19 protein-coding genes are annotated in these 22,611 nt (G+C 68.0%); 10 read left to right on the forward strand and 9 right to left on the reverse strand.

Translation table 11 applies throughout. The annotated features are described in order from the left end of the window. Positions 1 to 2 precede the first annotated feature (2 nt). The 3 genes from LGM42_RS01415 (at position 3) to LGM42_RS01425 (ending at position 3,045) form a co-directional block, all read left to right on the forward strand. The gene (locus LGM42_RS01415) at positions 3 to 1,280 is read left to right on the forward strand and encodes a c-type cytochrome (protein WP_226231376.1); all 1,278 of its coding nucleotides are present in this window, start codon (positions 3 to 5) and stop codon (positions 1,278 to 1,280) included. A gap of 175 nt (positions 1,281 to 1,455) precedes the next feature. After that, entirely contained in the window at positions 1,456 to 1,875 is a 420-nt protein-coding gene (locus LGM42_RS01420) for a DoxX family protein (RefSeq protein ID WP_060310849.1), read from the forward strand. Positions 1,876 to 1,938: 63 nt separating this feature from the next. Then, positions 1,939 to 3,045 carry a porin gene (locus tag LGM42_RS01425; protein WP_226231377.1) on the forward strand — a complete coding sequence of 369 codons (1,107 nt, stop codon included), beginning with the start codon at positions 1,939 to 1,941 and terminating at the stop codon, positions 3,043 to 3,045. A gap of 590 nt (positions 3,046 to 3,635) precedes the next feature. On the opposite strand, the gene LGM42_RS01430 is transcribed toward LGM42_RS01425, so the two are convergent. Beyond that, positions 3,636 to 4,964, reverse strand: a complete 1,329-nt coding sequence (locus LGM42_RS01430) for an MFS transporter (RefSeq protein WP_226231378.1) — start codon at positions 4,962 to 4,964, stop codon at positions 3,636 to 3,638. A gap of 42 nt (positions 4,965 to 5,006) precedes the next feature. Continuing rightward, positions 5,007 to 6,191, reverse strand: coding sequence for a M20 aminoacylase family protein (locus LGM42_RS01435; RefSeq protein WP_226231379.1), 1,185 nt, complete (start codon positions 6,189 to 6,191; stop codon positions 5,007 to 5,009). Positions 6,192 to 6,372: 181 nt separating this feature from the next. On the opposite strand from LGM42_RS01435, the gene LGM42_RS01440 reads away from it, so the two are divergent. Both LGM42_RS01440 and LGM42_RS01445 read left to right on the forward strand, forming a co-directional pair. Further along, a complete protein-coding gene (locus LGM42_RS01440) occupies positions 6,373 to 7,275 on the forward strand; it encodes a LysR substrate-binding domain-containing protein (protein ID WP_059585018.1) in 903 nt (300 codons plus the stop codon). Positions 7,276 to 7,448: 173 nt separating this feature from the next. Continuing rightward, complete coding sequence (locus tag LGM42_RS01445) at positions 7,449 to 7,769, forward strand: pyrimidine/purine nucleoside phosphorylase (RefSeq protein WP_040140021.1); 321 nt, start codon at positions 7,449 to 7,451, stop codon at positions 7,767 to 7,769. 90 nt (positions 7,770 to 7,859) lie between these two features. Here LGM42_RS01445 and LGM42_RS01450 read toward each other — a convergent pair whose 3' ends face one another. The 4 genes from LGM42_RS01450 to LGM42_RS01465 form a co-directional block, all read right to left on the reverse strand. Further along, positions 7,860 to 8,192, reverse strand: coding sequence for a hypothetical protein (locus LGM42_RS01450; protein WP_179231799.1), 333 nt, complete (start codon positions 8,190 to 8,192; stop codon positions 7,860 to 7,862). Positions 8,193 to 8,677: 485 nt separating this feature from the next. Next, positions 8,678 to 10,465 (reverse strand): chloride channel protein, encoded by a 1,788-nt coding sequence (locus LGM42_RS01455; RefSeq protein ID WP_226231380.1) that lies wholly within the window; start codon positions 10,463 to 10,465, stop codon positions 8,678 to 8,680. Between the two features lie 14 nt (positions 10,466 to 10,479). Then, on the reverse strand, positions 10,480 to 10,893 hold the full coding sequence (locus tag LGM42_RS01460; RefSeq protein ID WP_059585021.1) for a MarR family winged helix-turn-helix transcriptional regulator: 414 nt from the start codon (positions 10,891 to 10,893) through the stop codon (positions 10,480 to 10,482). A gap of 125 nt (positions 10,894 to 11,018) precedes the next feature. Further along, positions 11,019 to 12,194: an HPP family protein gene (locus tag LGM42_RS01465; protein WP_099317532.1), complete on the reverse strand. Its 1,176-nt coding sequence runs from the start codon at positions 12,192 to 12,194 to the stop codon at positions 11,019 to 11,021. 364 nt (positions 12,195 to 12,558) lie between these two features. Here LGM42_RS01465 and LGM42_RS01470 point away from each other — a divergent pair, with 364 nt between their 5' ends. Then, the gene (locus LGM42_RS01470) at positions 12,559 to 13,527 is read left to right on the forward strand and encodes a LysR family transcriptional regulator (RefSeq protein WP_059585023.1); all 969 of its coding nucleotides are present in this window, start codon (positions 12,559 to 12,561) and stop codon (positions 13,525 to 13,527) included. A gap of 25 nt (positions 13,528 to 13,552) precedes the next feature. Here the strand turns inward: LGM42_RS01470 and LGM42_RS01475 are convergent, their stop codons facing one another. Together LGM42_RS01475 and LGM42_RS01480 are read right to left on the reverse strand one after the other, a co-directional pair. Then, positions 13,553 to 14,917, reverse strand: a complete 1,365-nt coding sequence (locus tag LGM42_RS01475; protein ID WP_226231381.1) for an MFS transporter — start codon at positions 14,915 to 14,917, stop codon at positions 13,553 to 13,555. Positions 14,918 to 14,981: 64 nt separating this feature from the next. Next, complete coding sequence (locus tag LGM42_RS01480) at positions 14,982 to 15,920, reverse strand: 2-hydroxyacid dehydrogenase (protein WP_226231382.1); 939 nt, start codon at positions 15,918 to 15,920, stop codon at positions 14,982 to 14,984. A 113-nt stretch (positions 15,921 to 16,033) separates the two neighbouring features. Between LGM42_RS01480 and LGM42_RS01485 the strand changes: the two genes are divergently transcribed. Further along, complete coding sequence (locus LGM42_RS01485) at positions 16,034 to 16,942, forward strand: LysR substrate-binding domain-containing protein (protein ID WP_059585024.1); 909 nt, start codon at positions 16,034 to 16,036, stop codon at positions 16,940 to 16,942. Between the two features lie 141 nt (positions 16,943 to 17,083). Here the strand turns inward: LGM42_RS01485 and LGM42_RS01490 are convergent, their stop codons facing one another. Beyond that, positions 17,084 to 18,172, reverse strand: coding sequence for a calcium:proton antiporter (locus tag LGM42_RS01490; protein ID WP_059639561.1), 1,089 nt, complete (start codon positions 18,170 to 18,172; stop codon positions 17,084 to 17,086). Positions 18,173 to 18,717: 545 nt separating this feature from the next. Here LGM42_RS01490 and LGM42_RS01495 point away from each other — a divergent pair. From LGM42_RS01495 to LGM42_RS01505, 3 genes are read left to right on the forward strand one after another with little or no spacing between them, the layout of a single operon-like run. Further along, entirely contained in the window at positions 18,718 to 20,274 is a 1,557-nt protein-coding gene (locus LGM42_RS01495; RefSeq protein ID WP_226231383.1) for a 3-hydroxyacyl-CoA dehydrogenase, read from the forward strand. Between the two features lie 54 nt (positions 20,275 to 20,328). Next, positions 20,329 to 21,651 (forward strand): phenylacetate--CoA ligase PaaK, encoded by a 1,323-nt coding sequence (gene paaK, locus LGM42_RS01500; RefSeq protein WP_226231384.1) that lies wholly within the window; start codon positions 20,329 to 20,331, stop codon positions 21,649 to 21,651. Positions 21,652 to 21,690: 39 nt separating this feature from the next. Further along, positions 21,691 to 22,491: an enoyl-CoA hydratase-related protein gene (locus LGM42_RS01505; protein WP_226231385.1), complete on the forward strand. Its 801-nt coding sequence runs from the start codon at positions 21,691 to 21,693 to the stop codon at positions 22,489 to 22,491. The last annotated feature ends 120 nt before the right edge of the window (positions 22,492 to 22,611 follow it).

A 22,611-nucleotide genomic window follows, 5' to 3' on the forward strand; every position in this document is an offset into this window, starting at 1 on the left:
CCGTGCGGAAATCTACTCTCACCTTCCTCCTGGCCGGCTGCCTTGCGTTGCCCGGCCTCGCACGCGCGGCCGATTCGGCCGATCCGGCGCAGGTCAAGCGCGGCGAATACCTCGCGGTCGCCGGCGATTGCATGGCCTGCCACACCGCGAAAGGCGGCAAGCCGTTCGCGGGCGGCCTCGACATGCCGGTGCCGATGCTCGGCAAGATCTATACGAGCAACATCACGCCCGATCCCGATACGGGTATCGGCAACTGGACGTTCGACGATTTCGAGCGCGCGGTGCGTCACGGCGTGTCGAAGAACGGCGACAACCTGTATCCGGCGATGCCGTACGTGTCGTACGCGAAGATCAACGACGACGACGTGCGGGCGCTGTACGCGTACTTCATGCACGGCGTCGAACCGGTCAAGCAGGCGCCGCCGAAGAACGAGATCCCCGCGCTGCTGAGCATGCGCTGGCCGCTGAAGATCTGGAACTGGCTGTTCCTGAAGGACGGTGTGTACCAGCCGAAGCCCGAGCAGAGCGCCGAGTGGAACCGCGGCGCGTATCTCGTGCAGGGCCTCGCGCACTGCAGCACGTGCCACACGCCGCGCGGCATCGCGATGCAGGAGAAGTCGCTCGACGAAACGGGCGGGAGCTTCCTGTCGGGCTCGGTGCTCGCGGGCTGGGACGGCTACAACATCACGTCCGACCCGAACGCGGGGATCGGCGGCTGGACGCAGCAGCAGCTCGTCCAGTACCTGCGCACCGGCAGCGTGCCGGGCCTCGCGCAGGCAGCCGGCCCGATGGCGGAGGCGATCGAGCACAGCTTCTCGAAGATGACCGAAGCCGACATCGGCGCGATCTCGACGTACATCCGTACGGTGCCGGCCGTGGCCAGCGGCGACGCGAAGCAGTCGCGCTCGTCGTGGGGCAAGCCGGCCGAGGACGGCCTGAAGCTGCGCGGCGTCGCGCTCGCGTCGTCGGGTGTCGATCCGGCGCGGCTGTATCTCGGCAACTGCGCGACCTGTCACCAGATGCAGGGCAAGGGCACGCCGGACGGTTACTACCCGCCGTTGTTCCACAACTCGACGGTCGGCGCGTCGAATCCGACCAACCTCGTGCAGGTGATCCTGAACGGCGTGCAGCGCAAGGCCGGTAGCGAGGACGTCGGGATGCCGGCGTTCCGCCACGAGCTGTCGGACGCGCAGATCGCCGCGCTGACGAACTACCTGACCGGGCAGTTCGGCAATCCGGCCGCGAAGGTGACCGAGCAGGACGTCGCGAAGCTGCGCTGACGCGGCGCGCGACGAAGCAGGGCGACAACATAAAAGAGGAGGAGCACAGCACATCGGGCGGGCCCCGATGCCGGTTGTTGCAGAGCGGAGCGGGCGGCGCGGATGGCCGCCCGCTCCGGTTCACAGGCAATCCGGTGCGTGCGGTTGCGCGCGCATCGTTTTCGTTGATCACACCATGACACCGAATCAACCGTTTCTCGCGTCCCAGCGCGATGTGCTGCTGCTGCTGTCCCGCATTCTGCTCGTGATCCTGTTCGTGATGTTCGGCTGGAAGAAGATTGTCGACTTCTCCGGTACGATCGCGTTCATGGGCAGCGAGGGCGCGCCGGCGCCGATCATCTCGGCGGCGATCTCCGTCGTGATGGAGTTGTTCGTCGGGATCGCGATCCTCGTCGGTTTCCAGACGCGCGCGCTCGCGCTGCTGCTTGCGCTGTATACGATCGGCACCGGCATCATCGGCCATCACTACTGGACGATGACGGGCGGCGAGCAGATCAACAACATGATTCACTTCTACAAGAACATCGCGATCTCGGGCGGCTTGCTCGCGCTCTGCGCGGCCGGCCCCGGACGTTTTTCGATCGATCGCGGCTAAGCAGACCCGAGGCGCGTGCATGGGGCGCGCGTCGGACGGTCGAGACTTCGAGGGGGCATCATTTTGCGACTCAAATACTTCGCATGGCTGATTGCGGCCGCCACGCCGGCGGTTGCGTTTGCACAGACGAGCGTCACGCTGTACGGCCGGATCGACGGCGGCGTCGAATACCTGAACCACATCGCGAAGCCGAACGGCGGCAGCGGCACGCGCTGGAGCGCGGAAAGCGGCGACTGGGGCACCAGCATGTTCGGGCTGAAGGGCGTCGAGGATCTCGGCGGCGGGCTGTCGACGGTCTTCAACCTGGAAACCGCGTTCCAGGTGATGAACGGCCAGACGGGCGGCGGGCGCATGTGGTCACGGCGCGCATACGTCGGGCTGAAGAGCGACACGTGGGGCCAGTTGCAGGCCGGCCGCAACCTGTTCATCGACAGCGACGGCGTGTGGGAATTCGATCCGTTCGTCCAGCAGGCGTTTTCGTCGGCGTCGCTCGTGCGCGGCCGCAACTGGCCGCAAAGCAGCAACAACATCGAATATCACAGCCCGGTGATCGGCGGTTTCGACGTGCAGGCGCAATACGCGTTCGGCAACCAGTCGCGCGGGTTCAACTACGGTGCGGCCGACGATTTCGGCCGCTCGGACGGGATCATGATCTCGTACCACTCACCGGTGCTCGACGTGCGCGGCATCTACGACGAACTGCGCGACAACAACGGCAAGTTCAGCAACATCTTCACCGCGTCGCGCGAGTACTTCGTCGGGGCGAACGTGAAGGTGTCGAAGTTCAAGATCCAGGGGGCGTATACGCACTACCAGGCGCCGGACAGCCCGGCGGGGGTGGCCGATCGTGCCGATCATTACTGGCTCGGTGCGACGTATACGGCGACGCCGCAATGGGCGGTGACGGGCGGCGGGTACTACGTGAAGGTGGGCGACGGCGGCGGCGATGCGTCGCACGATCCGTCGGGTCACGCGATCATGTACGTGCTCGGCACCACGTACAACCTGTCGAAACGCACGTTCCTGTATGGGACGGTCGCGTATGTGCGGAATGGCGGGAATTCGAACTTTTCGCTGATTGCGTCGCCGCGCGATGCGACGTCAGGGACGAGTCCGATGACGGGCGAGTCGCAGACCGGTGCGTATGTGGGGATGATGCATACGTTCTGAGTGAGGTGGTTCGTGTAGGGGAAAAAGGCATGGGCGATGAAGGTCCGTGCCTTTTTGCGTTTACGGCGTTGCCGGATCATTATGACGTGCACATCAGCGCCGGCGCGCAGATCGAGGTGCGCCGGGCCTGCCGCAGGCCGTTATATGGCTGCCGTGCATCGCCCATTCATCTTTTCGCCGCGAGTCTTATAGCTGGCGTTACGCATCGTGCTACCGATAACGTGCGTTGATCAGCAGATGGATGTTGGCCAGCACGCGTTCGCCGTCATGCGGACGATCGGGGCCATGAAACAGCCCGACCTGCATGTCGATCACGAGCAGTGCGCGTTTCGGGGAGGCGCTTCGGACATGGCGTTTCTCCTGAGTGGCCGATGCAGACGGAGAAACGAAAAGACCCCGTCCGGAACCGGCGGGGCCTGTGGGAATCGGTGACGCTACGATCTTGCGCGCACTCGCCGCACGGGCCCGCCGAAGGCGGTCGTGCGCGTGGTGGTCGAAAGGATGATCGTGGCGTTGTGCATTGGTCGATGATGCCCGATGCGCGCGCGCGACGTCAATGACGCTTCGCACATCGCGCATCCCCCCAACGCTCAATCGAGCGCCTTCCCCGCCTTCTCGTCCATACAGCGAATCGCAAGCAGCGTCAGCACGCCACACCCGATCGCATACCACGCAGGCGCATTCGGATTGCCGGTCGCCACGATCAGCCACGTGACGAAGAACTGCGCGAAGCCGCCGAAGATCGCGACGCCCACGCTGTACACGAGCGCACCGCCGGTCGCCCGCACCGCCCGCGGAAACAACTCGCCGAGCATCGCCCCCGTCGCGCCGATGTTGATCGCATGCACGATCGACAGCGCGGCGATGATCGACAGCAGCGACACAGCGCCCGGCCAGCGATTCAGTGCGATGAACGCGGGGTAGATCGCGGCCATCAGCACGATGCGCGTCCACCAGACGATCCGGTTGCGCCCGTACACGTCGGACAGATGGCCGCCGATCGGCGTCACGAGCATCAGGATCGCCCCGGCGACGCAGCCGGCCGTCATCGACAGCCACGTCGGCAGGTGCAGCACCTGGACGCCGTAGATCGCCATGTAGAACACGATGATGTAGTGGATCGACGTGCCGCCGATCGTCACGCCGAGGCCTGCGAACACGGCCTTGCCGTGATGACGCAGCACGTCGGCGAGCGGTAGCGACGCGACTTTTTCCACGGATGCATGTGCGGCAGCAGCAGGCGCGGCAGCAGGCACTTCCTCGACGGTCTTGCGCAGCCAGTAGCCGAGCGGCACGAACAGCGTGCCGATGATGAACGGCACGCGCCAGCCCCAGCTTTCGAGTTGCGCGGCCGTCAGCGTCGACGTCAGCGCGACGCCGGTGAGCGCGCCCGCGAGCGCGGCGAGCCCCTGGCTCGAGAACTGGAACGACGCATAGAAACCGCGCCGATGCTGCGGCGCCTGTTCGAGCAGCAACGTCGTCGACGCACCGACTTCGCCGCCCGACGCGAAGCCCTGCAGCAACCGGGCGAGCACGAGCAGCAGCGGCGCGGCGATGCCGATCTGCGCGAAGGTCGGCGCGACCGCGATCGTCGCGGTGCCGAGCGCCATCAGCAGCAGCGTGAGGATCATCGCCTTCTTGCGGCCGGCGCGGTCCGCATACATGCCGATCACGAGCCCGCCGAGCGGACGCGTGACGAAGCCGACACCGAAGCTCGCGACCGCGAGCATCAGTTGCCCGAACGACGAATGCACGGGAAAGAACAGCTTGCCGATCAGGATCGCGAAGAAGCTGTAGACGGTGAAGTCGTAGAACTCGAGCGCGTTGCCGACGGCGGCGGCCGCGATCAGCCGGCGTTTCCTCGCGGCGGCGCGGGCATCGACCGGCGTGCCGGCGAACGGAAGGGCGGACGTTTCCATGGGGTTCCCCCGGTTAGCGCGAAACTGCGTGGTGAAGTGCGTTCAGGCCGCGAGCCAGGCTTCGGCGACGCGAACCCAGTAGCTCGCGCCGATCGCGAGGATGTCGTCGTTGAAGTCGTAGCCGGGGTTGTGCACCATGCAGCCGCCCTTGCTGCCGATTCCGTTGCCGATGAACGCGTAGCAGCCGGGGCGCGCCTCGAGCATGAATGCGAAGTCCTCGCTGCCCATCAGCGGCGCCGCTTCGGTTTCGACGCGTTCCGCGCCGAGCATCTGGCGCGCGATGCCGGCCGCGAACGCGGTCGGTTCCGCGTGATTGACGAGTACCGGATAGCCGTAGTCGTAGTCGATTTCCGCGGTGACGCCGAAGCTTTCCGCCTGGCCTCTCGCAAGCGCTTCGATGCGGCGCGCGAGCAGCGCGCGCACGTCCGCGTTCAGCGCGCGCACCGACAGTTTCATCACGACGGTTTCCGGAATGATGTTGAACGTCTCGCCGGCCTGCACGCTGCCGACGGTGATCACGGCCGCATGCTGCGCATCGACTTCGCGGGCGACGATCGTCTGCAGCGCGACCATGATGCTGCCGGCGGCGGACATCGGATCGCGCGCGAAATGCGGCATCGCGCCGTGGCCGCCGACGCCGCGCAGCGTGATCGTCACGCGGTCGGCCGACGCCATCGCGGCGCCGGTGCGGAACGCCATGTCACCGGCCGCGCGGCCCGGCATGTTGTGGATCGCGAAAATCGCGTCGCACGGGAAACGGTCGAACAGGCCGTCGTCCATCATCGCCTTCGCGCCGCCGAAGTTTTCCTCGGCCGGCTGGAAGATCAGGTTCAGCGTGCCGGAGAACTGGCGCGTGGCCGCGAGGTGGCGTGCCGCGCACAGCAGCATCGCGGTATGGCCGTCATGGCCGCATGCATGCATCTTGTTCGCATGGCGGCTGGCGTACGGCAGGCCCGTGGTTTCCGCGAGCGGCAGCGCGTCCATGTCGGCGCGCAGGCCGACCGTGCGCGTGCCTTGCCCTTCGCGCAGCACGCCGACCACGCCCGTCTTGCCGATGCCGCGATGCACGTCGTAACCCCAGCCGCTGAGCAGCTCGGCGACGAGGTCGCTCGTGAGCGTCTCTTCGAATGCGAGTTCGGGATGGGCGTGGATGCGGCGGCGTACTTCGACGAGCTCGGGGGCGATCGCGGCGATGCCGGGGATGATGGGGTTCACGGCTTGCAGCATGGTCTCTCCAGTGGGGCTGGTGGGGCATTTGACGCGCATATGACGACCAAGCATATAAATTTCTTTTGCGTACCAGAAGCTGCTAAATTGCTTTGGTGCACACCGTCGGTTGCCGCTCGGGAATACCCTGAACCCCTGCGCGGTACGGCGCACAGGGTTTCCACGGATCACGCATCGCCCCATGAAATACCATCAGCTGAAAGCGTTCGTCACCGCCGCGGAGGAAGGGAGCATTCGCGCGGCCGCGCGGCGCCTGAACGTGTCGCCGGCCGCGCTGACGAAGGCGGTCAAGGAACTGGAGATCGCGCTCGGCGTATCGCTCGTCGTGCGCACCGCGCGCGGCGTGCAACTCACGGCGTTCGGCCAGCAGTTGCAGGTGCGCGCGCGGCTGATCGTCGCCGAAATGCAGCGCGCCCGCGACGACATCGAGCAGGCGCAGGGTGCGATGACGGGTTCCGTCTCGGCGGCGATCACGCCGGCGGCGGCGGTCACGATCCTGCCCGACGCGTTTCGTGCGTTCCGGCGCCGCTTTCCAGTGGCGCGCGTCAACCTGATCGAAGGGTTTCCCGGTGTCGCGCTGCCGCGCCTGCACGACGGTTCGCTCGATTTTGCGGTGGTGGTCGTCGTGCCCGAACTGCTGGCGGCCGAGTTCGATCATGCGGAGCTCTATGCGAGCCGTTCGCTGATCGTCGCGCGCAAAGGGCATCCGCTCGCGTCGGCCACGTCGCTCGCCGATCTCGTCGAGGCCGACTGGCTGATGAATCCGTCGCCGGAAAGCTCGACGCAGGTGCTGTTCAACTCGTTCGTCGCGTACGGGCTGCCGGTGCCGGCGCGCGTCGTCGAATGCCCGAGCTTCGGTCTCGCGCACAGCCTGATGACGGGTTGCGACCTGATCGCATCGATGCCGGAACAGTTGCTGCAAGGCGAATGGGCGCGCGACCAGCTCGCGGTGCTGCCGATTCGCGAGCGCTTGCCGGGCGTATCGGTGCAGGTCGTCACGCGCCGCGACAGCCCGCTGACGCCGGCCGCGGCGATGCTGCTCGATTGCCTGCGCGATTCCGCGCGGCGCAAGGGGCTGCGATGAAAGGGCGCCTTGCGCGGATCGCGTAGTGATCCTGACGATCCTGGGCCCGGCACGCGCTGGCCGCGTACCATTGCGGCGCCCGCCGCGCGAGCCGGTATCATAGCGGCCGGCCCGCCGCTTCGGCCGGCCTTCAAATCCATCGCCATCCGGCATCCAGCAATCAGAGGCATCACATGACCAGTGCAACCCAATTCGACAACGTATCGGTCGTCAAGCGCGCGAACGTCTATTTCGACGGCAAGTGCGTGTCGCATACCGTGCTCTTCCCGGACGGCACGCGCAAGACGCTCGGCGTGATCCTGCCGTGCGCGCTCAACTTCGGCACGGATGCGCCCGAATTGATGGAAGTGCAGGCCGGCAAGTGCCGCGTGAAACTCGACGGCAGCAGCGAATGGCAGACCTACGGCGCCGGCGAATCGTTCTCGGTGCCGGGCAAGAGCCGCTTCGACATCGAGGTGATCGAGACGCTCGACTACGTGTGCAGCTACCTGTAACGCGCTTTTCGCGCGGCAAAGAAAAAGCCCCGCCGAAGCGGGGCCCGTTGCAAGCGGATGGCGCAAGGCCATCCGGTGCGCCAGCCTTCGTTACAGGCAGGCGCTGATGTCGCCGGCGGCCGCTGCGTCGCCGCGCACGCCGACCCACGTCTTCGCATCCGGCTTCCACGACGGACGAACCATCGCGGCGGCGCCATTCGGCGGCTGCTGGCCCGGTGCGTACACGTCGGTCGCGAGGCCGTTGGCCAGCACGTTCTGCGAGATCACCTGTTGTTGCGACTTGTCGGCCCAGGTCTTGGCGATGCATGCCGAGACGTCCGGCGCTGCTTTCTGGCTTTGTCCCACGTTCTGCACGGCGGGTTCGGCCGCATGAGCAGAAATTGCCACGGTCAATGCGATGAGCGGTAAGTATTTCACGTTCACGTTATCTCCCTCGAGTCGTGATTGATTGAGTGGGATGCGCAGCAGTGCTGCGTGCAAGTGAGATCGCGTTGGGCACGCCCGGTTCCGGTCATTCCGAAACAAGTTGTTAACGCGCTTGCCAAACGGCGGCTCGAATGCTGCGCATGTTGCTGCGGCGCGGCATGCGTCGTGTACGGCTCGACGTCATGCGTCGGTCGGCGCGCTACCCGGTCGTGGTGTGGTGACGTGACGGCCGCGGCGGCCGGCATGTGTGCGCATGCCGCGCCGCGACTCTTTATCGGATGACGAAGTGGAATGGCTGATGGATGGCCCCGTCGCATGAGCACGATGATGACAAACTTTCGTCGGCCGGATTGTTAACCAACTTTAAACGGGCGAAAGCAACGGAGTGAGGCGATGCGGCGCGCCACGGGCGCGCCGCATCGTGGAGCAGTGCGAGGCGAGGAAGCGATGCGCGCGGCAGAGCACCGCGCACGCGGGTGATGTCAGCCGGCCTTGCGCGAGCCGACGTCGCGCAGGTTGACCGGAACGACCGGACGGAAGCGCTCGCGCTTCTGTTCGTCGTCGAAGTGCTGGAGCGCCGGCTTGATCAGGTCGCTGCGCGACACGATGCCCGTGATGCGCAGCGATTGCTCGTCGGCGACCACCGGCAGGCGTTCGAGGCCGAGCATCGCAAGGCGCGACGCGACGACACGGCAGGTTTCGTGCGCGAACGCGACGGCCGGTGCGCGCTCGGCGAACGCGGCCGAGATGGGCGTGTCGGCGCCGGCCTGCGCGCGCTGGGCATCGAGCGTCGCGCGATCGGCGAGGCCGAGCAGCCGGCCGTGCTGCACGACCGGGTACGCACGGTGCGTCTGTTTCGCGCCGAAGTATTGCGCTTCGACGGTATCGAGCGTGGCCGCGCCGTCGATCGCGACGAGCCGGTCGGCCGACGTCATCACTTCGCCGATGTCGTGCCGCTCGAGCGGATCGACACCGTATTCGCGATAGATGTGGTAGCCGCGGCGCGCGATCTTTTCCGTCATGATCGAGCGTTTCATCGCGATGGTCGCGAAGCCGTGCGCGACGAGCGTCGCCGCGAGCAGCGGCAGCAGCGCGTTGGTGTCGTGCGTGAGACCGAAGGCGAATACGATCGCGGTGAGCGGGGCGCCGAGCGTCGCACCGAGCGTCGCGGCCATGCACACGAGCGGCCACAGCGCGGGATCGCCACCCGGCAGTACCGGCGACAGCACGGTGCCGAGACCGGCGCCGAGCATCAGCAGCGGGGCCAGTACGCCGCCCGACGTACCCGAGCCGAGTGCGATCACCCACATCACGGCCTTCACGATCAGCAGTGCGAGCGCGATCTTCAGCGCAATGTGCTGGTGCAGCAGGTCGCCGATCACGTCGTAGCCGACGCCGAGCGCGCGCGGCTCGAGCCAGCCGCCGACGCCGATCGCGATCGCGCCGATCGCCGGCCACCACATCCAGTGCACGGGTAGCTTCGCGAAGGCATCTTCGACGCGGTAGAGCGCGGCCGACAAGCCGCACGCGAGCAGGCCCGAGAGCACGCCCGCGACGATGCACGACAGCAGCGCGACGGGCGTCGGCGCGGCCGTCGTCAGCGGAAACAGCGGATCGACGCCGAAGAACACCGCGCGGGCGAAACCGGCCACCGCGCACGCGAGCGCGACCGGCAGGAAACTGCGCGGACGCCATTCGAACAGCAGCAGTTCGACCGCGAGCAGCACGGCGGCCACCGGCGTGCCGAACACGGCCGTCATGCCGGCGGCCGCACCGGCGACGAGCAGCGTCTTGCGCTCGGCGGCGGTCACGTGCACGCATTGCGCGATCAGCGAGCCGAGCGCGCCGCCCGTCATGATGATCGGGCCTTCGGCGCCGAACGGGCCGCCGCTGCCGATCACGACGCCGGACGACAGCGGCTTGAGGATCGCGACCTTCGGCGACATCCGGCTCTTGCCGAACAGGATCGCCTCGATCGCCTCGGGAATGCCGTGGCCGCGGATCTTTTCCGAACCGAAACGCGCCATCAACCCGACGATCAGCCCGCCGATCACCGGGACCGCGATCACCCATGCGCCCAGCGTGTTGTTCGCGGGCGAACGGTCGGCGAACGACAGTTGCTGGAAGAAGAACAGGTTCGCGAACAGGTGGATCAGGCTCAACAGCACGAACGCGGCAAGCGTGCTGAGCAGGCCGATCCCGGCGGCAAGCAACGCGATCCTGGGCAGGCGTTCGTTGGTCGAGAAATCGCGTTTGTGCGGTGCGTTCATCCGTGTGGCAGGGGTCAGTAATCGATTTGGGGAACCTGGAACGTGCCCTTGAGCGACTTCAGCTCGGCACGATGCATGGCCGCGAGACGGGCGAGCAGCGTTTCGCCGGCCGCTTCGAGGTGGACTTCGACCTGGCGGCGGTCGGCTTCGCTCGGCTTGCGCTTCACGAGTCCGAGCGCTTCGCAGCGCGTCACCAGCGCCACGACGCCGTGGTGGTGCGCCTGCAGGCGTTCCGCGAGTTCGCCGATGGTCGCCCATTCGCGATGCGGATAGCCCTTGATGTGCAGCAGCAGCAGGTATTGCAGCGGCGTCACGCCTTCGCTTTGCGCGGCACGTTCGGAGAAGCGCTCGAAGCGGCGCATCTGGTAGCGGAACTCGGACAGTTGCTGGAAATCGCTTTTCGTCAGTGCGCGTCGGGTATCGTTCATCGGGGGCGGTCGGGCATTCGGTTACGGTGGCGGTAAATATATCATAACGTGATATAAATGGACGAAATCGGGCGGAAAGGGCGCGTTTCACGTTTCTCGTTCCGCGGACAGCGATGGGGCGTGCGCTACGCGGCCTCGAGCATTTGGGTCTGCCGATAAAGGCCCGTGACGAGATCCGTCTGCGTGATGATGCCGACGAGCCGGCGCGACGCATCGACGACCGGAATATGGTGGTGGCCCGAATGCGTGAACAACGGCACGAGCGCCGTGATCGGCATCGTTTCCGGCACCGCCGCGACGTCGCGCGTCATCACGGACGCGACGCTCGCGGGCTGGCCGCCGAACGATCGCGGCAATCGTGCGGACAGGCGTTGCCACAGCGGGGTCGAACGGCGCAACGGGCGCGTGAGGTCGGCGCGCGTGACGATGCCGGTCAGGCGGCCTTCGCCGTCGACCACGGGCAGCGCCTTCACGCGGTGGCGGTCGAGCAGCGCGAGCGCGGCCGTGATCGACGTGGACGGCGCGACCTCGATCGCGTTCTTCGTCATCAGGTCGGCGCACTTCAACTGGCCGAACGTGCGCGCATAAGCCTGCATTTCGGTTTCGCGCAGCAGCGTTTCGAGATCGTCCGGATCGACGTCGAGCCATTCGCCGCGGCGCTTGAGCACCGCGTCGAGATCGCCGCGCGTGAAGCCGCCGCGCGCCGGCGCGGCGGCGCCGGCCTGCGGTTTCGCTTCGGGGCGCACGCCGCCGTGCGGGTAGCGGTGCCCGGTCAGCGCGTGATAGACGAGCGCGGCCGACAGCAGGATCGCCGATTGCAGCGCGATCGGCTGAAGGACGAAGCCGAAGCCGAGCGCATGGATCGCGGGGCCGCCCACCACGGCCGTGAGCGCGACGGCGCCCGACGGCGGGTGCACGCAGCGCAGCGCGAACATCCCGCCGATCGCGCAGGCGATTGCGACCGCGGCGGCCGTGACCGGATCGGCGATCCATTGCGCGCACGCGACGCCGACCGTCGCCGCGACGAGATTGCCGCCGATGATCGACCACGGCTGCGCGAGCGGGCTTGCCGGCACCGCGAACAGCAGTACGGCCGACGCGCCCATCGGCGCGACGAGCAGCGGCACGAGGCCCGGCACGCCGGGCAATAGCCGCATCGTGACGCCGACCGTCGCAATGCCCACGAGCGCGCCGGTGCACGAGCGCAGGCGTTCGCGCCAGCCGAGTGCCATCGGATGGGGAATGAAGCTGTGCAGCCATTGCCGCAACGTGCGGCGCGACGGGTAGGAGCCTGGCGACATGGGGGTAAGCGGTAAAAACGGCAACGCGGAGGCGCGGCGACAAGCACGGGATTATATCGCGTTGTGATACAAATTGTCGCGCCGCATCAGGCGCGTTGGCCGCGCGTGATGCACGAATCTTGCGAAAACCTTTCATCGGATGGGAGCTTGTGCACGCGTAACCGCGCAAATTTGTCCGCAGCGGCGTACAATTCGGCGCACTCGATTCCCCCGTCATGCCAGAACCCTGTCCTCGATGCCCGCTCTCCCGCCTTCTCCCCGGCACGGCGCTCGATTCGACGTGGCTCTTCGCGCCCGCGTTCCGTTACCCACCTGACGCGAGCGCCGCCGACGTCTCCCCACTGACTCTCCCCAAGCCAATTCAATGGACATGCTCGAAAACATGCGCCTGTTCGTGCGCGTTGTCGAAGCCGGCAGTTTTACCGCGGTCGCGAAGGAAATCGACGCGACCACCGCCCAGGTGTCGCGCGCGGTCTCGAATCTCGAAGCCCACGTACAGACGCGCCTGCTGCATCGCACGACCCGCCATCTCGGCCTGACCGAAAGCGGCGAGCGCTATTTCGAGCGCGCGAAATCGATCCTCGCGGAGCTCGACTACGCGAACGCGGAGGCGCGCAACGCGCTGCTGCGGCCGAGCGGCAAGATGCGCATTCATGCGATGACGGGGCTCGGGAAGAGTCATGTCGTGTCGTCGATCGTCCGGTACCAGGAGGACAACCCCGACGTGTCGGTCGAGCTGACGCTGGCGCAGCGGATGCCGAATCTGGTCGAGGAGGGCTACGACGTGTCGATCGTGACGGCGTCGCAGTTGCCCGATTCGGGTTATGTCGCGCAGATCTGCGGCACGAGCTGCAGCGTGCTCGTCGCATCGCGCGAATACCTCGCGCGGCACGGCACGCCGCAGACGCCCGACGACCTGCCGAACCACGTGTGCCTGCGCCTCGACACGCCCGCGTCGCCGGCCAGTGAATGGCGCCTGGAGCGCGGCGACGGCGAGGAAACCGTCTACGAGCTGCAGCCGGCGCCGTTCCAGGTCAACGTGCCGGACGCGCTGTGCGTCGCGGTGCGTGCCGGGCGCGGGATCGCGTGCGTGGCGCTGTATACGGTGCTCGACGATATCCGCGAAGGGCGCCTGATCCGCGTGCTGCCGGCGTACCGGCTGCAGACGGTGAGCGTCTATGCCGTCTACGCGACACGCCGCTATCTCGACGCGAAGATCCGCACCTTCCTCGATCACCTGCGTACGACGCTCACGCCCGCGCTGGAGAACGATCTGCGCGAACTCGACCGGTTGACGACGGAGCACATGCCGGGCGGCCGCCTGCGCGCGTGACCGCGCCGGTGTGCCGCCGCGGCGTTCATGCGGCCGGCGCGATGCGGATCCGCTCGAAGCGGCCGGCGAGCCACCCGTACGCGGCCATGCCGATCAGCCCGTGCGCGGCGACGAACCACAGCGCACCGGCGAACGAACCCGTGCTGGCGACGAAGTAGCCGATCACGAGCGGCGTGACGATCCCGGCGATGTTGCCGAGGCCGTTGAAGACGCCGCCGCTCAGCCCGACCATGCCTTCCGGCGCCGTGTCGGCGAGCACGGCCCACCCGACCGCCGCGAGCCCCTTGCCGAAGAACGCGACCGTCATCAGCGCGATCACGGCCGCGTTCGACGATGCGCCGTTCGCGAGCACGAGCAGCGTCGCCATCGCCATCCCCGCGACGAACGGCGTCTTGCGTGCCTTCGACGGATGCATGCCACGCCGGATCAGCCAGTCCGACAGCACGCCGCCGAGCACGCCGCCCGTGAAGCCGCAGATCGCCGGCAGCGCGGCGACCCAGCCGGCTTCCATGATCGTCATTCCGCGTCCCTTGATCAGGTAGATCGGAAACCACGTGATGAAGAAGTAGGTGAGCGCCGTGATGCAGTATTGGCCGATGTAGATCGCCCACAGGTTCCGGTGGCGGAACAGTTGCGACACGTCGTGCCACGACGCGCGCGGCCGCTCGCGCATACGGTTCGCCTCGAGATCGACAAGCGCGCCGTGGGCGCGCAGGTAGTCGCGCTCCGCGTCCGTCACGCGCGGGTGGCCGTGCGGCTCGCGATACCACGCGAACCACAGCGCGGCGAGCGCGATGCCGAGCAGCCCCATCCACAGGAACACGTGTTCCCAGCCGAGCGCATGCGTGAGCCATGCCATGGCCGGCGTGAACAGCACGACGGCCATGTATTGCGCGGAATTGAACAAGGCCGACGCGGTGCCGCGTTCGGCCGTCGGGAACCAGCATGCGACGATCCGCGAATTGGCCGGAAACGCCGGCGATTCGACGAGCCCGAGCATGAAGCGCATGACGAACAACGCCAGCGTCGCGGCCGCGCCGTGCACGGCGAACGCGCCGACCGTGCCCTGCAGCATCGTGAATACCGACCACAGCAACAGGCTCAGGCCGTACACGCGCCGCGCGCCGAAGCGGTCGAGCAGCCAGCCGCCCGGAATCTGGCCGATCGCATAGGCCCAGGCGAACGCCGAAAAGACGACGCCGAGCTGCACGGGCGTGAGCCCGAGGTCGTGCGCGACGCCGGTGCCGGCGATCGACATCGTCGCGCGGTCCGCGTAGTTGACGACGGTAACCGAGAAAATCAGCGCGAGGACCGCATAACGGACGCGGCCGATCGTGCGCGATGCGGCGGGTGAGGCGGCGACGGCGGCGCCGCTGGATCGATTGGACATGCGTGTCTCCTGGCCTCCGTCGTGCGGAGGCATCCGTGTCGTAATGGAAGGGGCGGCGCCGCGCTCAGTGCGTGACGCTGGTCGGCGGGCGCTGACCCGCGAAGCACGCGGCGAGGTTCGCGAGCACGATGCGGCCCATTGCCTCGCGCGTTTCATGCGTGGCGCTCGCGCGGTGCGGCTGCACGACGACGCGGTCGAGTTCGAGCAGCGCGGCCGGCACGTGCGGTTCGTGCGCGAACACGTCGAGACCGGCGCCGGCGATCGTGCCGTCGGCCAGCGCGCGCACGAGCGCGGCTTCGTCGATCAGCTTGCCGCGCGCGACGTTGATCAGGAATCCTTTGGGGCCGAGCGCGGCGAGCACGTCGGCCGTCACGAGCACGTTGCCGTGATCGGCGGAGGCCGCGATCACGAGCACGTCGCTGTCATGCGCGAGCGCGGCGAGGTCGGGCACGTAGCGATAGCCGCTGTCGCGATGCTCGCGCGGCCCGAAGTAACTGACGGGCATCCGGAACGCCTGCGCGCGCTGCGCGATCGCGCGTCCGACGCGGCCGAGCCCGACGATGCCGAGCCGCTTGCCCGTGACCTGCGTCGCGAGCGGCTGGGCCGTTTTGCCCCAGCGGCCGGCGCGCACGATCCGCTCGCCGGCGCCGAGGTCGCGCAGGGTCATCAGGATCAGCCCCAGCGCCATGTCGGCGACGTCGTCGGTCAGCACGTCGGGCGTCGTCGTCACGTGGATGCCGCGCGCCCGGGCACGATCGAGGTCGACCGCGTCGGTGCCGATGCCGTTGATCGCGACGATCTCGAGCGCGCCGAGCCGCTCCATCAGCGCGGCGGACAGGCCGTTCGCGCCGCCCGTCACGACGCCGCGAATTCGCGGCGCCACGCGATCGAGCAGTGCTTCCGGTTGCTCGGCCGCATACAGCCGGTGCACGGTGTAGCGGGCGGCGAGTTCGGCGTCGATCGCGTCGGGGAGCGGCTGGGTCAGCAGGATGTCGATGGTCATGAAGGTCTCGGTCGTAGTGCGCGGCGCGGGCCGCGCATCAGGTGGAACCGAGTATAGAAATCGCATCGATATGCGTCTAACATCAAAAGACTATCGATTGATTCAACATTTGAATGATTGAACTGCACCAGCTTCGCTGCTTCGTCGCGGTTGCCGAAGAGCTGCATTTCGGCCGCGCGGCCCGGCGGCTCTTCATGACCCAGCCGCCGCTCAGCCGGCAGATCCAGTTGCTCGAGCACGCGCTCGGCATCGCGCTGCTCGAGCGCAGCAGCCGGCAGGTCAGCCTGACCGCGGCCGGCGAGCGCTTCCTGCGCGATGCGCGGCACATCCTCGAATTCTCCGCGCGCGCCGAGCAGGCCGCGCAGCGTGTCGCGCACGGCGGGGCCGGGCGCATCACGCTGGGGTTCACGGCCGTCAGTGCGTACCGGATGATCCCGGTGCTGCTCGCGCATGCGGCGCACGCGCTGCCGGACGTCGACGTCGAACTGCGGGAGATGGTGTCGACCGTGCAGATCGACGCGCTCGCGTCGCGGATGCTCGACGCGGGTTTCGTGCGCCAGCGCGCCGCGCGCCAGCCGCTCGAATACCGGCTCGTGCAGCGCGAGCCGATGCTCGTCGCGGTCGCGGAAGGCGCGCCGCTCGCGGCCTACGAGCAGATCGGCCCCGACGAGCTCGACCGGCAGCCGTTCATCGCGTATTCACCGAACGAGGGCAAGTATTTCCACGACATGATCTCGGGGATGTTCGCGGGCGCCGGGCGGCTGCCGAACTACCTGCACTACGTCGGCCAGACGCATACGATCCTCGGCCTCGTGCGCGCGGGGCTCGGCGCGGCGCTGGTGCCGGCGTCGGCGCGCGAGCTTCATGTCGACGGCGTGGTGTTCCGGCCGCTCGCGGGCGTCAACGTGGCGGCGGAGCTGTATCTCGCTTGGCGCGCGGACAACGATAACCCGGCGCTGCCGGTGTTCAACGCGATGGTCGAGCGGTTTCTGACCGAAAGCACGGACGACGCGGGCGTCTAGCGGCGCTTGCTCGCCCGTTCCGCGTGGCGCGACGTGCGATGGCGGCCCGCTGACGGCGGCGTGAAGCGAGGGATGAGGGCGGGGCTTGAAGACGTGCGCGCGGCCCGGCGGAGCGCATCCGCCGGGCCGCGCACAGGCACGTCAGTGGGTGATCGACAGGAACAGGTACGCGGCGAACAGCGCGACGTGCACGACGCCGTGCAGCACCGTCGTGCGCCCCTGGCTCAGCGTGAGCGTGCTGACCAGCAGCGTGAGCGCGAGCAGGACGGTTTCCATCGCGCCGATCCCGAGCGTGAGCGGCTGGCCGACCCAGATGAACACGGCAGCGACGGTCGGAATCGTGAGCCCGATGCTCGCGAGCGCCGACCCGAGCGCGAGGTTCATGCTGGTCTGCAACCGGTTCGCACGCGCGGCGGTGACGGCCGCGAGCCCTTCCGGCAGCAGCACGAGCGCGGCGATCACGATGCCGACCGCGGCTTCGGGCGCGCCGAGCTTCAGCACCGCATGCTCGACGGCCGGCGACAGCAGTTTCGCGAGCAGCACGACCGCGACGAGGCTCGCGAACAGCAGCACCATGCTGATGGCCGCGGTGCGGTTGCTCGGCGCCGCCGCGTGCACCGCTTCGTTGGCGCTGTCGTGCTCGGCGAGGAAGTAGTCGCGGTGGCGCACGGTCTGCACGAACACGAATGCGCCGTACAGCACGAGCGACGCGACGCCGGCGAACGCAAGCTGCGATTTCGAGAAGAACGGGCCCGGCGCGGCGTTCAGGTAGTTCGGCATCACGAGCGACAGTACCGACAGCGACGCGAGCACCGCGAGCGCCTTGCTCGCGCCGCGCCCCTGGAAATCCTGTTCGCCGTGCTTCCATGCGCCGACCAGCAGGCAGATGCCGACGATGCCGTTACAGATGATCATCACGGCGGCGAACACGGTGTCGCGGGCAAGGCCCGATTTCTCGGGGCCCGCGCCGAGCATCACCGACACGATCAGCGCGACTTCGATGACGGTCACGGCAACCGCGAGCACGAGCGTGCCGAACGGTTCGCCGACGCGGTGCGCGACGACTTCCGCATGGTGGACGGCGGAGAACACGGCGCCGGCGAGCGCGGCCGCGAACACCGCGATGACGAGGCCTTCGGCCGGCACGACGCGCGACAGCGCGAGCACCAGCCAGGCGGCAAGCGGGGCCCAGAGGGTCCAGCGCGGGAGCTGGTTGGACGAGAGCGGCATGAGGGGTTCCTTATGCGAGTGGCGGCGCGCGACGCGCCGTCACGGGTTGATGAAGCCCGGCCGTACTATCCGCCGAACGAGGACGATGAAACCGAAGGGCGGCAGCGCGCAATGGCGCTGCCCGGTTCGCTGCCGCGAGGCGGCGAGGGGCGCGGGCGGGCCGAAGCCCGTCGCGGGACGAAACGGTTCGATGCGGCTGCCCGCGGCAGCGAGACAAGCATGGGTGGCGACGCGCGGGCCGGTGGCTCGATTCGCCCCCATAAGGACGGCCGGCGATGGACGGCGGTGACGGCGCGACACGCGTTTCCCCCTTCAATCCGGCAATTTGTCGAATTTTATCAGGCGTTGCGGGGTCGCTATCTCATATTCGAGCGCTTACATTGACCTTTCGGTTTGCAAAAAGTGCCGCGCTCTTTCGATTTCTTTGTCGTTGCGGTTTTCGTCATGCTCTCTTGCACGACAAATTCGGGCTCGCCCTGACATAAATCTACCGACCGGTCGGTTTATAATCGCTCGCACTTCCACTTCATGACGGATCGCAATCGATGGCTGTTTCCTCTGCACATTCGGTGAACTCGGGCGCGCTGGCGCCGTCGGCCGTCGTCGGCGTGATCGGCGCCGGCGCGATGGGCGCGGGCATTGCACAGGTCGCGGCGGCGGCCGGCCATCCGGTGTTGCTGTACGACCTGAACGAAGCGGCCGGCGACAAGGCGCTGGCCGGCATCCGTGCACAGTTCGCGCGGCTGGCGGAGAAGGGTCGGCTCGAACCGGCGCAGGCCGACGCGGCCGGCAACCGGATCCGCGCGGTGCGCGCGCTGGCCGATTTCGCGGGCGCCGCGCTGATCGTCGAGGCGGCGGCCGAACGGCTCGACGTGAAGCGCGAGATCTTCGCGACCCTCGAGCGCCATGTCGACGACGCGTGCGTGCTGGCGACCAACACGTCGTCGATCTCGATCACGTCGATCGCGGCCGGGCTGCGCGTGCCGCAGCGCGTCGCCGGCCTGCATTTCTTCAATCCGGCGCCGCTGATGGCGCTCGTCGAGGTGGTCAGCGGGCTCGCGACCGCGCCCGATATCGCCCGGATGCTCGTTGCGACCGCCGCTGCATGGGGCAAGCAACCGGTGATGGCGAAATCGACGCCGGGCTTCATCGTGAACCGCGTCGCGCGGCCGTATTACGCGGAGGCGCTGCGCGTGCTGAACGAGCAGGGCGGCGCGCCGGCCACGATCGACGCGGTGATGCGCGAAGCCGCCGGCTTCCGGATGGGGCCGTTCGAGCTGATGGACCTGATCGGCCACGACGTGAACTTCGCGGTGACCGAGTCGGTGTTCCGCGCGTATTTCAACGACCCGCGCTACACGCCGTCGCTGATCCAGCAGGAACTCGTGAACGCGGGCTTTCTCGGGCGCAAGTCCGGGCGCGGCTTCTATTCGTATGCGGACGGCGCGACGCCGCCCGCCCCCGATCTCGAACCGCCGCGCGCCGCGCCGGCCGACGTCGTGCTGTTTGCGCAGGACGGCCCGGCCGCCGCGTTGCACGCACGCTTGGCCGAACGTATCGACGGCGTCCGGCAGGCCGGCGCGCAGCCGGACGAACTGCTCGCAACGGCCGGCCGCGCGTCGATCGCGCTGACCGACGGCCGGACGGCCACGGCGCGCGCCGCGCAAACCGGCGTGGCCGATCTCGTGCTCGTCGACCTCGCGCGCGATTACGCGCAGGCCGGGCTCGTCGCGCTGACGCGCGCGCTCCAGTGCGGCGACGCCGCGTACGCCGATGCGGTCGGGCTCTTTCAGCAGGCGGGCTTTCGCGTCGTCGGCTTGGCTGACGTGCCGGGCATGGTGGCGATGCGCACCGTCGCGATGCTCGCGAACGAAGCCGCCGACACGGTGAACCAGGGCGTGTGCTCGCCGGCCGATCTCGACCTCGCGATGGAGAAGGGCGTGAACTACCCGTGCGGCCCGCTTGCGTGGGCCGATGCAATCGGCATCGGCCGCGTGCACCGCGTGCTGTCGAACCTGGCGGCGAGCTACGGCGAGGACCGCTATCGCGTGTCGCCGCGGCTCGCCGCGCTGCATGCGGCCGGCCGCATGTTCCGGTCGTGACCGCCTCGTCACCTCGAACACGATAACGACATCACTCCATTGGAGGAGCCCCCGATGATTCACCCGACGCACCCCGCCGCCGCCCTCGAGCCGATCGAGACCGCCAGCCGCGACGAACTGCAGGCGCTGCAGCTCGACCGCCTCAAGTGGTCGCTGCGCCACGCCTACGACAACGTCCCGCACTATCGGCGCACGTTCGATGCGGCAGGCGTGCATCCTGACGATCTGAAGTCGCTCGCCGATCTCGCGAAGTTCCCGTTCTCGACCAAGAGCGATCTGCGCGACAACTATCCGTTCGGCCTCTTCGCGGTGCCGCGCGAGCAGGTCGTGCGCGTGCACGCGTCGAGCGGCACGACCGGCAAGCCGACGGTCGTCGGCTACACCGCGCGCGACATCGATACGTGGGCGAACGTGACCGCGCGCTCGATCCGGGCGGCCGGCGGCCGTCCGGGCGATACGCTGCACAACGCGTTCGGCTACGGGCTTTTCACCGGCGGTCTCGGGATTCACTACGGCGCGGAGCGGCTCGGCTGCATGGTCGTGCCGATGTCCGGCGGGCAGACCGAGAAGCAGGTGCAACTGATTCGCGATTTCGCGCCGAAGATCATCCTCGTCACGCCTTCGTACATGCTGAACCTGATCGACGAGATGGTGCGGCAGGGGATGGACCCGGCCGAATCGTCGCTGAAGATCGGCATTTTCGGCGCCGAACCGTGGACGCAGGCGCTGCGCGACGAAGTGGAGACGCGCGCGGGCATCGACGCGCTCGACATCTACGGGCTGTCGGAAGTGATGGGCCCGGGCGTCGCGTGCGAATGCGTCGAGACGAAGGACGGCCCGGTGATCTGGGAGGACCATTTCTACCCCGAGATCATCGACCCCGTCACCGGCGAAGTGCTGCCCGACGGCAGCCAGGGCGAGCTCGTGTTCACGTCGCTGACGAAGGAGGCGATGCCGGTGATCCGCTACCGCACGCGCGACCTCACCGCGCTGCTGCCGCCGACCGCGCGCGCGATGCGCCGTCTCGCGAAGATCACGGGCCGCTCCGACGACATGCTGATCGTGCGCGGCGTGAACGTGTTCCCGAGCCAGATCGAGGAGATCGTCGTCGCGCTGCCGCAGTTGTCGGGCCAATTCCAGATCACGCTGTCGCGCGACGGTCACATGGACCGGCTCGACCTCGCGGTCGAGTTGCGCTCCGAGGCGGCGGCGTCCGTTTCCGACGCCGATCGCGCGGCGCTCGCGCGCGAGCTGCAGCACCGGATCAAGACGATGGTCGGCTTGTCGTCCGGCGTGACGGTGCTCGCGGCCGGCGGCATTCCCGCGAGCGCGACCGGCAAGGCGCGGCGCGTGATCGATCGCCGCCAGGCCGCCTGATTGTCGATGGATGCCGTTCTACCCGAGGAAACCTGTTCGATGGATGGATTGAAGACCCTGGCCGTCAAGGTCGATGCGCGCGGCATCGCGACCGTCGCGCTGCAGCGCGGCGACGTGCTGAACGCGTTCGACGAGACGATGATCGCGGAGCTGACCGACGCGTTCACGACGCTCGGTCGGCGCGACGACGTACGCGCGATCGTGCTGCGTTCGGACGGCCGCGCATTTTGCGCGGGCGCCGACCTGCAGTGGATGCAGCGGGCGAGCGCGAACGACGCGGTCGCGAACCTGCGCGACGCCGAGCGGTTCGCCGCGATGATGCGCGCGATCCGGCAATGCCCGAAACCGACGGTCGCCCGCGTGCAGGGCCACGCGTTCGGCGGCGGCGTGGGCCTGTGCGCGGCGTGCGACATCGTGATTGCGAGCGACCACGCGCGCTTTTCGGTCAGCGAGGCGCGCTTCGGGATCCTGCCGGCCGTGATCGGCCCGTATCTGGTCGAGGCGGTCGGGCAACGCCAGGCGCGCCGTCTCGCGCTGACCGCGACGCAGCTCGCGGCCGCCGAAGCCGTCGCGATCGGGCTGATTCATCAGGCCGTGCCGCTCGATGCGCTGGACGACACGCTCGAGCGGACGCTCGCGGAACTGGGCCGCAATGGCCCGCACGCGCTGATGGAGATCAAGCGCTTTTTCGATGCGATCGGCGAGTACCCGCCGTCGGATGAGCGCGCGGCGTTCACCGCGCAGACGATCTCCCGCGTGCGGGCGACGCCGGAAGCGAAGGAAGGCTTCGCGGCCTTCTTCGCGAAGCGGCCGCCGGCGTGGGAGACGGGCGCCGAATAAGGCTGCGCGACGAACATCCACGGCGATCGACGCGGAAACCGGGGGCGGCCGCATTTTGCGTCTCGGGCACGGGCGCTTGCACTACAATGCGTGACCCCCGGCGCGCTGCCGGCCCCGTCC

It is taken from the genome of Burkholderia sp. AU39826, from assembly GCF_020419965.1.
Lineage (GTDB): Bacteria > Pseudomonadota > Gammaproteobacteria > Burkholderiales > Burkholderiaceae > Burkholderia > Burkholderia semiarida.